We start from the raw sequence: 12,266 nt of genomic DNA, 5'->3' as shown, positions 1-12,266 counted from the left end.
AGTCGGGAAGGGTTAAAACCCTTCCGTCCCTTGTTTGGTACCCAGTTTTGATGGACGGGCTTTCGGGCCGATGGCATCGATCAGAGATCTGCCGAACTGGCTCATCTCTTTCGCTGTGGGATCAATGCCTTCTTCAATATCGCGGTTTCTTTTTTCATTCGGGTCGGCTGTGAAAAGCTTCATGTTTTGTGTGTTCACTGCGACAACGCCCGTGGCCGAAACTCCCTGATCTAAGATCGTCAGTGCTTTATATAAATTCAACTGACGGGATGTTCTGGTTTTTGAAGCCAGTTGTGATTGGGCATCGCCCGTGGCCAGAATATACTTTTTCACATCTTCCGCTTTGAAAGATTGTTTGTGGGCCATGGTCAAAGCAGCAGCTCCCGTGACAAAGGCGGTGGCCTGGGAAGTTCCCGTCATATAGCCGTAAGCGTTTCCGGGAAGACAAGAAAGAATGTTCTGTCCTGGAGCTGCGATATCGACAGTTTCAACACCATAGTTTGAAGACGCCAAGACCTGGGTTGATGGGTCAATCGCGGTGACGGAAATAATGTTTTTCAATTTGTAGTCCGCGGGGTAGTAGTGAAACTGGTCTGAGTTGGAGCGTTCATTCCCCGCCGCCGCGACAAAAAGAATTCCCTTTTTTTCCGCTTCAGCAACGGCATCGTATTCCTCTTGAGAAAACTCGGTGCCCCCACCTGAATAGTTGATGATATGGGCGCCCATTTTGACGGCATAGCGAATAGAAGCCACTGTGTTTTTTAAGTTGTCTGTGCCTGGGACTTTCGGATCGTAATACTTCAGAATCATCAAACTGACTTCCGGGGAGATCCCGGTGATGCCTTTATTATTTCCAGCTTCGGCCCCGATGATACCTGCGATGTGCGTACCGTGACCGTGATTGTCATCAAGCTTGTTATTGTTAGAGACGAAATTCCATCCGTAAACGTCATCAACGAAGCCGTTGCCGTCGTCATCGATGCCATTGGTGGCTTTGTCGCGGCCTTTGGAATCCACGCCAGTTTCACCCGGATTCTTCCAAAGATTGCCCTTCAGATCTTCATGCTTCACATCAATGCCCGTATCAATCACGGCGACGACAATATCACGACTGCCTTTGGTCACAGACCAGGCGCGGGCGGCATCGGATTTTTTCAAACCCCAGGCTTGGCTGATCGCGGGATCATTGAAGAGGGCGCTGGGCTCGTCTTCGACCTTGTCCGTTTTGGATGTAATGAATGAGTTTTCGAAAAGACGATCGCCGTCTTTTTTGCTGGAACTTTGGGTGCGGGAAGGGGCGTTTTCTTCAAGTGAATAAAGGTAGAAACCCAATCCACCAAAGAACAATAAACCGACACAACATGCTGCAATCCACACTTTGCGAGAAAACATGAATGTTCCCCTTTCTAGACTAAAACTTATCGGAGTTTTCCTAGCGGGGCATAAGGGAACCTTGGTCCTGTATCAATTTAAGACGGGAATGCCGATAATGAAGTGACGACAAGGACTTAGCGGCAAGAGTGACCCGAGTTGCTGAGAAGTCCTCTCAGATTAAAGACAGAAAGCGTGATGCCGAAGAGGTGAATATGAAAAAGTCTATTCTCATTTCTTTGTTGGTTTTCGCAGGGTGCAGTCAAAAAGTGGGCTCGGGTGAATTGGATTTGGGCAGTCTCAGTGAAGACAGCACTTATCATTTGCAGACGGAAAGTAGCGAATCGGCAGGCCACTTCAACTATGTTCAGATGGAGCTAAAGGCCGACGGGACTTTCACGCAATCTGAAGCCGAGTGGTCCGCACCGAGCAGTGGCAAGAAGTGCCTGTTGACGGGGTCTTGGACGGTGCCGGTGACCGCGCCGACAAGTGAGGTTGGCAATGAACTTGTTCTGACTGTAACCCATGTCAACGGCGGAGCTTTAGGGACACCGCTAGAGAAACGTTATGAGTTGAAAGAGTTGACGTCGGATACTTTGAAAGTCGTTTATACGGCGGACTCTGACGAGGTGGATATGACCAATGTGAATGACGTCACTTATCCAGAGTATGAAGCCACAACGCCGACAAGTTTTGTCGATGATTCCTTTTGCAATCGTTAGTTTTAGATCAAATAAAAATAGAAACTGATCCAGGAGTCTGGTTGTAGCGCGGGGGATTTAGTGCGGAGGAAATACTTTATCGGTGCTCCGTTCAGCACGGCCTCCTGTCTCAGCCACCGCCGGGCTGTCCCGAGTTTAACACTCGGGATTTTTTATTGTTAAAGCTGCTGACTGATGCTTTCTTCTTTTACAATGTCTTTCTTTTTATTGGTCTTTAAAGAAAGAAGAGCCTCGGGGAAGGGAGTGCCTGAAGTCGTATTCAGAAGTCTTTGATAGAAGATGTAATTCCTCATCACCAACTTGATGTAAGCGCGGGTTTCTTCGTAAGGAACCTCTTCGATAAATTCGACCGAGTCCTCGCGGAAACGCGTTTTCAGCCAACCCCGAATGGCACTGTCATTGGCGTTGTAGCCTGATACGGCCAGAATAAATTGGTCATCATATTTTTTCATCAGTGACTGCAACTCAAAAGCGCCTAGCGGAATGTTGATTTCCGGTTTAAACAAGTCGTTCGCCTCTGCATATTCCAGTGAATTTCTTTTCGCCAATTGTTTGGCGACGCTGGGTAAAAGCTGCATCAAACCAAAGGCATCCACGGAACTGCGGGCCTCCGGATTGAAAGCAGATTCTTGGCGGATAATGGCATAGATAAATTCTTGTGGAGTGCCACTTTTATTCGCCGCCTGCGCAATGATTTCTGCAAACGGTTGGGGGAACAACAGGTCCGGATGGTCGTTAAGAAGACGATCCTTCACGGCCGGATCCAACGCTCCAATCGCTGAAAACAGCGGTAAATACAGGCCCGTTCGCGCATAACCGGAAGAAATAGCCAACCAGGTTTCTTCCGCACTGACCTTTTTCTTTTTCAAATCCTCAACGGCGATGTTTAAGACTTTTTCGGCGAAAGGTTTTTCACCCACAGAAATAAGCCACTCAGTCGTCAGGCGCATTTGCGGATCAAGTTCTGAAACCCCTAGAAGGCTCAGGCCTTCAAGTTCCTTGTTGTCCACTTTTAACGGCGCAAAATTTTGTTTTAATTCACGCACGGCCAGAACACCGTAATAACCCAAAGGATCGTCTTTGATCAGGCCTTGCAGTTCTTTTTCGGCATCAGAGTTCTGACCGATTTTTTCCAAAGAGCGCGCCAACCAGAAGCGGGCCCGGGACTTGTCGGCGGGATCTTTAACCAGGTCACGCATTTGTTCAAAACTGTTTTTAGCCTCAGTCCATTTTTCCAGCTTGTAGTAGTTCCAGGATTTTAACCACGCGATTTTATCACGCAAGCCGGGAAGGCTGACGGGTTGTTGATAGCTGGCTTCGAAGTACTCGAGCGCTTTGACGAAGTTGCCTTTTTCCTCATCGATGCGACCTTGGATAAAGTAAACCTCATCCATGGGATAGATACCGCGAAGCAAGCGATGGGTTTCGTTCAACACCTTCACCGCTTGGGATGTCTGATCCTCGGTCCAAAGAGTTTTTGCGAAAAGCACCTGGGCATCGTGATAGCGGGCGATGGCGCGACGGTCTTTCTTGTTTTTTTGAAACTGCTTCTTGGCCCAATTAACTAAATCTGCCGTGGCATTGATGTAGTCTGTGCGCCGTTGCGCGACTTTGTAGGTCTGACGGATGTTTTTTAAAGTTTGGAAGTATTCGTCGGGACCGGTTTGTTCTGAAGACAGAATTTTCTTGTAAGTTTTCAAAGCCTGATCGAAATCGCGGTGAAAACGATAGTCAGAAGCCACATTGCTCAGATCTTTTTCTGCAGGCAGGGGATTCAGACGGGGAGAATTTTTGTAGAGCGCCGCCTGAATTTGTTCGATGTCTTGTTTGGCATCGGATTTTTGCGCGGCCAAAAGCGCTTTGAGGTAATAGTCCTCTTTGTTCTTTTTATTGCTGTCCAGTCGGGCCTTTTCAACATAGGCCGACATATCGTCGCGAAGATCCGAAGTTTCCAGAGCTTCTTTCAACTTGATATCGACAAAGAGGTCCCGATACCACGGAACGATGCTGTTAGGCAGTGTCGCCAGCGCTGTGTCCTTAACGCAAACTTCGTAAGCGCGCAGAAGTGCCAGATCGTGCAAAGGGAAGTCTTGTTCAATAGAAAGGGCCTTGAAGCCTTCGCAAGCTTCTTGAGGTGCCGCTGTCTTCTTCGCCATCGCCAAAGTATAGGTTTTCCACCAACGGATATTATCTTCCTTGGCGCCGACTTCCAGTTTTTCCAAATCAGAAACAGAAGCTTTTTTCCATTTGCTGATGAAGTTAGGAATCGGTGGCGTGAGGCGTTTATCAATACGCGTGTCCAAACGTGAAGTTGTAGCGCAACCTAGGATGACGGAAAAGAATGAGAAGGCGAGAATTATTTTCGGCATAACCCGTTTAGGTTATGCCGAATTGTGGAATTTAACAACCCTGACGAGGACATCCGGTCATTTGACAAGATGCCGTCGGGTCGAGAGAGCCTTAGATGCGGCCGGATTGAAGAGCTTGAATACGAACTTCAAGAGGAGGATGCGTCATGAACAATTTAGCAAGTCCACCTTTGTCGCGGTTTGAAATCATCAAAGTCGCGGTCTGACCTTCTTCGGGAGGGATGGGAAGGTCATAAACAGAACGCAACTTTTGTAAGGCCGCAATCATGTTTTCGCGAGATGAGTACTTTGCACCGCCAGCATCGGCACGGAACTCACGACGGCGAGAGAAGTAATTCACGACGATTGAGCCCAACAATGTGAACGCGATGTCGCCTAGGATTGTCACCGCAAAGCGAACGATCTCGCGATAGCGTTCTTCGACATTGGAAGCGACCAGGTTCGCCAAAATACGAGAGAAGAACATCGCAAAGGCGTTCACGATACCTTGGATCAAAGTCATTGTGACCATGTCTCCGTTGGCAATGTGGGCCACTTCGTGCGCAAGCACGCCGTCGATCTCTTTTTCATTCATACGTTGCAAAAGACCCGTGGAAACCGCCACCAAAGAATTGGATTTGGAGGGTCCTGTCGCAAACGCGTTGATGTCGACAGATTCATAGATGCCGACTTCAGGCATTTTTGGAAGTTGAGCACGACGAGCAAAGTCGTGCACTTTATTAACTAAAGCACGAAGTTCTGGATTTTGGTTGTTAGGCTCGATGATTTTCACACCATGGAACATCTTCGCCATCCACTTTGACATCAGCAAAGAGATGAAGGCGCCGCCCATACCCCAGACCAAGCAGAAGGCCATCAAGAATGGGATGTAAGAGTTAAGACCTGCAAGACCAAGGAATCGGCTCACAAGAGACCAAACGATTCCGATCGTCACCATGACAAGGACGTTTGTAAGAACGAATAAACCGATACGTTTTAAAAATGCCATTTAAGTACACTCCTTCTAGAGTCACCATTAATAATGATAACTCTAAAAGGAATGTCAATGCCATCACATCACGTCGTGACGGGTTGTTTTTGATTCTTTTGACCAGTGCCGTTAGGGGTGGTGCTAAAATGGAACTTCAAAATATCTTTTTCCAGCTCCACATTCACTCGTCCGCCATCGACCAGGCGTCCAAAAAGTAGTTCGTCGACCAAGGCTTTTTTCAGATGCTCGTCTACCGCACGCGCTAAAGGACGGGCACCATAAACTTTGTCGTAGCCTTTTTTCATTAGCCACTTAATTACTTCTTGAGAAACATTCAGTTCTACTTTTTTCTCAAGAAGAGCCATTTTCAATTCATCGACAAATTTCTGGGTGATCTTCGTAATCATGTCCTCGCTGAGATCGCGGAAGGACACAACCGCGTCCAGACGATTGATGAATTCCGGCGAAAACGCTTTTTTGATCGCATCCATCGACAAAGAGCTGCGACTGTCTTCGACCATGCCGATCGTGCCCCGAGAAGTTTCCAAAGCTCCCGCATTGGAAGTCATCACCAGGATGACGTTTTTAAAGTCAGCCACGCGGCCGTTGCTGTCAGTCAGGCGGCCCGCATCCATGACTTGCAGAAGGATGTTGGTGACATCGGGATGCGCTTTTTCAATTTCGTCCAGCAAAAAAACACCGTAAGGATTCTTCGTCACGGATTCGGTCAAAAGACCGCCTTCCTCGTAGCCCACGTATCCCGGAGGTGCACCGACCAAACGGGCCACGGCATGTTTTTCCATGTACTCGGACATATCGAAGCGTTCAAAGTGAACACCTAAAATCTGCGCCAGCTGACGACACACTTCGGTTTTACCGACACCCGTAGGGCCGGTGAAAAGAAAGCTGCCAATCGGTTTGTTGGGACGACCCAACCCGCTGCGCGAGAACTTGATACTCGCGACCAGACGATCGATCGCTTCGTCTTGACCAAAAATAAGAGCTTTCAGTTTTTTATCCAGATCACGAAGCTGAGTTTTTTCGCTTGAAGAGATGCTGGCAATCGGCAGCCCCGTCATCTTTGCGATCACTTCTTCGATTTGCGGGGCATCGATCTTCACTTCTTCGGCATGTTCAAACTTCAAACGGAAGTGCGCACCAGCCTCGTCTAAGACGTCGATGGCCTTGTCGGGCAAAAGTTTTCCATGAATGTGTTTTTGCGACAGCTCCACGGCGGCACGCAAAGCTTCTTCCGTGTATTGAACTGCATGAAACTCTTCATAGGATTTGCGAAGCCCGCGAAGAATCTTGATGGTGTCTTCATTCGAAGGTTCGGCGATATCGATTTTTTGAAAGCGTCTGTTCAAAGCACGATCTTTTTCAAAATACTGTCGGTATTCCACATGCGTGGTGGAACCGATGCAACTGATGTCACCGCTTGCCAAAGCAGGTTTCAATAAATTTGAGGCATCCATCGAACCGCCGCTGGTCGCACCCGCGCCCACGATCGTGTGAATTTCATCGATGAAAAGAATAGCGCCGGGACGTTTTCCGATGTCTTTAACAACCGCTTTCAAGCGACCTTCGAAGTCTCCTCGGAATTTGGTTCCTGCCAATAAACCACCCAGATCTAAAGAATAGATCACGGCATTTTTAAGTTTCTCGGGAACATTTCCTTGGACGATTTTTTGTGCAAGTCCTTCGGCAATTGCGGTTTTACCCACGCCGGGTTCGCCGATCAAAAGAGGATTGTTTTTCGTGCGTCGGCACAGAACTTGGATCGTTCTTTCGATGACGTCCTCGCGACCGATCAGCGGGTCGAGCTTACCCAGTTTGGCTTTGTCATTGAGGTTCACGCAGAAACTTTCAAGAGGCGAGTTGCGACCCTCCTCATAAGATTCTCCCTGATATTCACCGGCACGGGGAGCTGCTGAAGGGGGGATGTCGTGATCCTTCCCATCTTTTGTGATCCCATGGGAAATGTAATTGATGATATCAAACTGAGTAAGGCCTTGTCGGGCCAGTGCAAAGGTCGCGTGCGAGTCCTGCTCATAGAATAAAGACACTAACAAGCTGCCTTCGCTGATCTGATTGCGGCCAGCGCTTTTCATTTGAATGGCAGCGCGCTGGATCAAGCGATGACAGGCCAACGTGAATTCGGGAGTCCAGGAGTCAAAGCCTCCATAAGACGATAACTGGTCGTCAGTGATTTGAGGAATTCCAGCCTTTAAATGATCGCGCAGATCCTGACGAAGTTTTTGCACGTTGACCGCGCAAGCCTCGAGGATTTCCACCATTAAAGGAGATTCAGTGAGCACTAAAAGAATATGCTCTAAGGTCACAAATTCGTGATGGTGGCGTTTGGCGAGTTCTGTGGCTTCGGCGAGCTTCCGCTCAAGTTCGCGGCTCATCATGCTTCCTCCTCCAGTGTGCTTTTTAGGGGATACTGATTCAGTTGCGCGAATTGATTGACTTGCATCACTTTCATTTCGGCAATCTCCAGCGAGTAGACCCCGGCGACACCTGCACCCTTCTTATGTACATCTAACATGATTTGCGTCGCTTGCTCTTCTGTTTTTGCAAAAAAACGACGCAATACAAGAACCACAAAGTCCATCGGTGTGTAATCATCATTAAGAAGAATCACTTTATACATCTTCGGAGTGTCTAGTTTTGGGACGAGCTGGACGCCCGCTTCTCCCTCTGTATTCGAGAATGGATACTTACTGCCGTTATTGTTGTCGTTGTTTCCCATACTCATGAGTCTACTACCTCTCGACTCAATTTGAGCACTCTTTAAGACTTGGCAAGTCGGGGGTCTAAAGAAAGCTGGTTGTTAGTCGAGATTTGCCTCTGAAAAATGAGCGAAGCACAGTTGCAAAATTGTCGGGTCGGATTCGAGACACTGGCTTGCATTCAGCATTTAATTTTGACACACTTATGTGGGTAAGCAGAATTAAAGAACCATGGAGGTCTTAATGTTGTTCTCTTCTAAAAATTCTCAACGCGGTTTCTCGCTCGTTGAGTTGATGGTTGTGGTGGCAATCATCGGTATCCTGGCTGCAATCGCAGTCCCATCTGTAAATAAATACATGGCAAAAGCACGCCAATCTGAAGCTAAGACAAACTTGTCTTCATTGTATACTGCGGAAAAAGCTTTCTATGCAGAATATAACACTTATGACAGCCGTTTCGCTGCTATCGGATACACTCCGGAAGGTTCGCTTCGTTATAATATTGGATTCTCTGCAGCAGGGCAGATTGCGGGTGTAGCTAATGGTTACTCTGGAACTCCGGCGAATGATTACTATTCTGCGGGTGGGCCGGGAACTGCTTACTGCGGCGCTAACGGTGTGTTTGCTCGTGGCTGTACGATGTTAAATGGTGCGACTGGTGCTCAGCCACCGGCGATCACGGACAGTATTTGTTCATTAAGCTCCAGTGGTGTAGCTGCGAACTGCGTTACGCGAGTTGACAGCTTTCAAGCTGGCGCAGCTGCCGTTATTCAAACTAGTGCGACTGATGACCGTTGGGCTATCGACAGCTCTAAAGTTATCCGCAATACACAGATCGGTATTCAATAGTTAATGAAGACCTCAGTTGAAAGTTCTTACAACTTCAACATCAGAAAAATCCCCAGTATTCTACTGGGGATTTTTGCTTTTACGGTCCTCATCTTATCGCAATTGTTTGCGACCAGCTCCCTTAAAAACGAGCGGGCTTTGATTGCGCCGCCACCCCAGCTTCAGCATTTTACCTTTGGTTATAGCGAATCCATGGCGGATCTTTTTTGGATTCGGGCCGTGCAGGATTTTGATTATTGTGATCAAAAAATTGCAGAAAATGTGTGTCGCAATAACTCATGGCTTTTTAAGATGCTCGATACGATCACAAATCTCGCGCCGAAGTTTCGGACTCCCTACGCAGCAGGAGCATTAGCGTTGACGGTCATTATCACGGACGTTGACGGGGCGACGAAGATTTTTGAAAAAGGTGTTAAAGAATTTCCCCATGACTGGAAAATTTCCTACCGGGCCGCTTATCACTATCTTTACGAAGTGAAGAATCCGCAACGAGCCGCTGAGCTTCTTATTCAGGCCGGAAAAAACGGCGCGCCACCTTGGGTTTTCACTCTTGCGGGAAGGCTGTACTCGGATGCGGGAAATACGGAGCTGGCCGAAGCTCTTCTTCAGGAAATGAAGGACACGCAGCAAGATCCAGCGCTGATTAAACGTCTGGAAGACAAAATCCTCTCGATCAAAGCCTCTGCCAAGTAAGAAGCATTGCGTCCAATGGCCTTTTAGGGCCTAAGCTTGACGGATACTCATTCGGCACCATATTTTGATTTGCACTGCACATTCAATAATTTAGGACACGAAAAACGAAAATGGCTCAAAGAGACTACTACGAAATTTTAGGCGTTGCCCGCGAAGCAGACCAAGACACGATAAAAAAAGCTTATCGTAAATTGGCGATGCAGTTACATCCTGATAAAAATCCAGGCAACAAAGAAGCCGAAGACAAATTTAAAGAGGCCGCAGGAGCTTACGAAGTTCTGAGTGATCCAGATAAGCGCGCCAAGTACGATCGTTTTGGTCACGATGCTTTCACCGGCCGTGGTGGTGGTGGTGGCGGTGCAGGATTCACTGACGTCGAAGACATCTTTTCGCATTTCGGTGATATCTTTGGCGACTTCTTTGGTGGCGGTATGGGCGGTCAGCAGCGCCAACGCCGCGACAAAAATGCGCCCCGCCGGGGGGCCGACTTAAGATACGTGACGGAAGTGACTTTGAAAGATGTCATCACCGGATTAGAAAAAGAAATCGAGTTCGACACGGACAAAAACTGTGATGACTGCAAAGGCACGGGCGCAGAAAAAGGTTCACAGGTCACGACCTGTACTATGTGCGGAGGTTCGGGCCAAGTCGTTCGCTCTCAAGGTTTCTTTGCAATGGCATCTACCTGTCCGCAATGTCAGGGACAAGGAACAACAATCAAAAATCCTTGTAAGTCCTGCAAAGGAAAAGGTCGCGTCGCTGAACATCGCAAAATCCGCTTAAATATTCCGGCCGGTGTCGACACGGGCACAAGACTGCGTGTGGCGACGGAAGGCGAGGGCGGCTACATGGGTGGCCCTGCCGGGGATCTTTACGTTGAAATCCGAGTGAAGCCCCACAATCATTTCGAACGACGCGGGGATGATTTGGTGGCAGAGCTTTCTGTGCCTTATGTGCAAATGCTTTTGGGTGCTGAAATTGATGTTCCGACGGTTACGGGAAAAACCACCGTCGAAGTTCCTAAAGGTTCTCATCCCGGCGACACAGTGAAAGTTCCCGGAGAAGGTCTGCCATCATTGCGTGGCAATCGTCGCGGTGACATTTACTTCCACATCAATGTGCAGTTGCCTGACAAGATTAACAAAGACGAAGAAAAACTTCTGCGTGAAATCGCCAAGGCCCGCGGGTTGAAAGTATCCCCGGAAAGTGGTGGTCTTTTTGGAAGAAAAAAATAAACGTCAGAAAGACTCTTTCCGATACCAGATCGGCTTGCACGTCCCATGATTGGTTCCCTCATGCGAGCAAGCCGTCAGGCCCACGACTAAATCCATTTCCGCCAGAAACAAAATGGAGTCCCCGGCTTTGGCTTTGGGGCACTCAATCGTGACCCCACCTGTTCCGTCCACAGTGACGTTCATAAAAATATTGAACGTCGTGGAAATCTGATCTTCATGTATGCCGAACTCAGCCAGATTTTTCGCCAGGTTTTCATGGCAGCTAGGGTGATAGTCGTTGTTGCCCGCCACGATTTGAAACATGCGCAGACTGCACGGGGTCATTAAAAAATCATGGCGGCCGCAACTGTCTCCCAAAATGGTCAGCATCGGATTGCTGCGATTGGAGTAAAGATGATGGCCTTCAGTTAGGTATATGGTCTCTGCCCAATCTATTGAGCGGCCCGCGGAAAGGCTTTCCCACAAATCCCGCGCATTGAAACAAAAAAGATCGGCGACTTGATGATCTTCCGGCGTCGTCACCCGCAAAAGTTCACCTTGCCGTAAAAGAAAAGCCGCACCGGTTTGCGCGGGAAGAATGCAATAGGTTTTTTCTAAGGCTTCAGGCACGGAACCACGCCTTTTTCGCAAGTCCGAGAAGGCCTTTGGTGAAAGGACACTGCCAATCAGACGGGTTGTTTCGTCCCGAAAACTGAATCGCTTCCCAGACGTCGTTGTGTTGCGCTGCCATCGGATTGACCGACCCCTGAAAGCGTTCGTCGCGTTGGCGATTGATTTGAATCATAGATTGATAAAGTCCTTGCTCTTGAAGCTCATGAAACTGACTGTAAAGATTGAATACCAACGCCGGATAGGGCAGACGTCGGGACAGGCGACTGCTTTGGGAATGCAAACCCACGACAAAATAGGCACTGCCGTCTAAGCTAAAGCAAAAGTTCTTGTCGGCGGGATCGTCGCTGAAGGCGGGGTCCCAGCCGCCGACAATGTCACTGTGGTCCCACATGGCGGAAAGTTCTCGCCATAGCTTGTCTTCGAAGTCCTCTTCGTTGGTAACGATGTCTTCGGGAAAAGCAGCGAAATAGGTGAGGTTTTGAATCTTCTGTGATCGTTGTCGCTCTTTAAATTCGATCAGATTCTTCGCTAAAGATCGCGCGCTGAGGCCGCTGCCGAACTCTGTATAGATGTCACAGATCAGCTCTTTTTTGAACAGAGCCTGAACTGCAGCGATGCAGGGGTAGTTCTTTTGCGAGATCAAAGTGTGAATGTCCGATTCGACCTGAGAAATGTCCATGGACTATGCTTAGACGAAAGGCCTTAGCGCT

General features: G+C 48.4%; 11 protein-coding genes. 4 read left to right on the top strand and 7 right to left on the bottom strand.

All coding sequences use genetic code 11. The annotated features are described in order from the left end of the window. Window positions 1–12: 12 nt before the first annotated feature. Window positions 13–1,392 (bottom strand): S8 family peptidase, encoded by a 1,380-nt coding sequence (locus OM95_RS04045; protein WP_041870588.1) that lies wholly within the window; start codon window positions 1,390–1,392, stop codon window positions 13–15. A gap of 194 nt (window positions 1,393–1,586) precedes the next feature. On the opposite strand from OM95_RS04045, the gene OM95_RS04040 reads away from it, so the two are divergent. Then, entirely contained in the window at window positions 1,587–2,093 is a 507-nt protein-coding gene (locus tag OM95_RS04040; RefSeq protein WP_041870695.1) for a hypothetical protein, read from the top strand. Window positions 2,094–2,251: 158 nt separating this feature from the next. Here OM95_RS04040 and OM95_RS04035 read toward each other — a convergent pair whose 3' ends face one another. From OM95_RS04035 to clpS, 4 genes are all read right to left on the bottom strand, one after another. Then, complete coding sequence (locus tag OM95_RS04035) at window positions 2,252–4,462, bottom strand: tetratricopeptide repeat protein (protein WP_291515541.1); 2,211 nt, start codon at window positions 4,460–4,462, stop codon at window positions 2,252–2,254. Between the two features lie 91 nt (window positions 4,463–4,553). Then, window positions 4,554–5,450, bottom strand: coding sequence for a protease HtpX (htpX, locus tag OM95_RS04030; RefSeq protein WP_041870585.1), 897 nt, complete (start codon window positions 5,448–5,450; stop codon window positions 4,554–4,556). A 68-nt stretch (window positions 5,451–5,518) separates the two neighbouring features. Then, entirely contained in the window at window positions 5,519–7,846 is a 2,328-nt protein-coding gene (gene clpA, locus OM95_RS04025; RefSeq protein WP_041870584.1) for an ATP-dependent Clp protease ATP-binding subunit ClpA, read from the bottom strand. Then, window positions 7,843–8,187, bottom strand: coding sequence for an ATP-dependent Clp protease adapter ClpS (gene clpS, locus OM95_RS04020; RefSeq protein WP_363228086.1), 345 nt, complete (start codon window positions 8,185–8,187; stop codon window positions 7,843–7,845). The genes clpA and clpS overlap by 4 nt, the downstream gene beginning before the upstream one ends. Before the next feature lie 223 nt (window positions 8,188–8,410). Between clpS and OM95_RS04015 the strand changes: the two genes are divergently transcribed. From OM95_RS04015 to dnaJ, 3 genes are all read left to right on the top strand, one after another. After that, complete coding sequence (locus OM95_RS04015; protein ID WP_041870579.1) at window positions 8,411–9,016, top strand: prepilin-type N-terminal cleavage/methylation domain-containing protein; 606 nt, start codon at window positions 8,411–8,413, stop codon at window positions 9,014–9,016. Between the two features lie 3 nt (window positions 9,017–9,019). Beyond that, window positions 9,020–9,709 (top strand): tetratricopeptide repeat protein, encoded by a 690-nt coding sequence (locus tag OM95_RS04010; protein WP_041870578.1) that lies wholly within the window; start codon window positions 9,020–9,022, stop codon window positions 9,707–9,709. A gap of 110 nt (window positions 9,710–9,819) precedes the next feature. Next, window positions 9,820–10,944, top strand: a complete 1,125-nt coding sequence (gene dnaJ / locus OM95_RS04005) for a molecular chaperone DnaJ (protein WP_041870576.1) — start codon at window positions 9,820–9,822, stop codon at window positions 10,942–10,944. A gap of 3 nt (window positions 10,945–10,947) precedes the next feature. Here dnaJ and OM95_RS04000 read toward each other — a convergent pair whose 3' ends face one another. Next, window positions 10,948–11,553 carry an urea carboxylase-associated family protein gene (locus OM95_RS04000; RefSeq protein ID WP_291515540.1) on the bottom strand — a complete coding sequence of 202 codons (606 nt, stop codon included), beginning with the start codon at window positions 11,551–11,553 and terminating at the stop codon, window positions 10,948–10,950. Continuing rightward, window positions 11,546–12,235: a guanitoxin biosynthesis heme-dependent pre-guanitoxin N-hydroxylase GntA gene (gntA, locus tag OM95_RS03995; RefSeq protein WP_291515539.1), complete on the bottom strand. Its 690-nt coding sequence runs from the start codon at window positions 12,233–12,235 to the stop codon at window positions 11,546–11,548. Before gntA ends, OM95_RS04000 begins: the two co-directional genes overlap by 8 nt. Window positions 12,236–12,266: the final 31 nt, after the last annotated feature.

Source organism: Bdellovibrio sp. ArHS (assembly GCF_000786105.1).
Classification (GTDB): Bacteria; Bdellovibrionota; Bdellovibrionia; order Bdellovibrionales; family Bdellovibrionaceae; genus Bdellovibrio.
The sequence above is the reverse complement of the archived record's forward strand: the minus strand, read 5'-3'. Positions and strand labels throughout refer to the sequence as shown.

Bases quoted from the DNA above. Each gene is read 5' to 3' on its own strand.
- htpX (WP_041870585.1), bottom strand. From the start codon at position 5,450: ATGGCATTTTTAAAACGTATCGGTTTATTCGTTCTTACAAACGTCCTT.
- clpA (WP_041870584.1), bottom strand. From the start codon at position 7,846: ATGATGAGCCGCGAACTTGAGCGGAAGCTCGCCGAAGCCACAGAACTC.
- OM95_RS04015 (WP_041870579.1), top strand. From the start codon at position 8,411: ATGTTGTTCTCTTCTAAAAATTCTCAACGCGGTTTCTCGCTCGTTGAG.
- gntA (WP_291515539.1), bottom strand. From the start codon at position 12,235: ATGGACATTTCTCAGGTCGAATCGGACATTCACACTTTGATCTCGCAA.
- OM95_RS04040 (WP_041870695.1), top strand. From the start codon at position 1,587: ATGAAAAAGTCTATTCTCATTTCTTTGTTGGTTTTCGCAGGGTGCAGT.
- dnaJ (WP_041870576.1), top strand. From the start codon at position 9,820: ATGGCTCAAAGAGACTACTACGAAATTTTAGGCGTTGCCCGCGAAGCA.
- clpS (WP_363228086.1), bottom strand. From the start codon at position 8,187: ATGGGAAACAACGACAACAATAACGGCAGTAAGTATCCATTCTCGAAT.
- OM95_RS04035 (WP_291515541.1), bottom strand. From the start codon at position 4,462: ATGCCGAAAATAATTCTCGCCTTCTCATTCTTTTCCGTCATCCTAGGT.
- OM95_RS04010 (WP_041870578.1), top strand. From the start codon at position 9,020: ATGAAGACCTCAGTTGAAAGTTCTTACAACTTCAACATCAGAAAAATC.
- OM95_RS04045 (WP_041870588.1), bottom strand. From the start codon at position 1,392: ATGTTTTCTCGCAAAGTGTGGATTGCAGCATGTTGTGTCGGTTTATTG.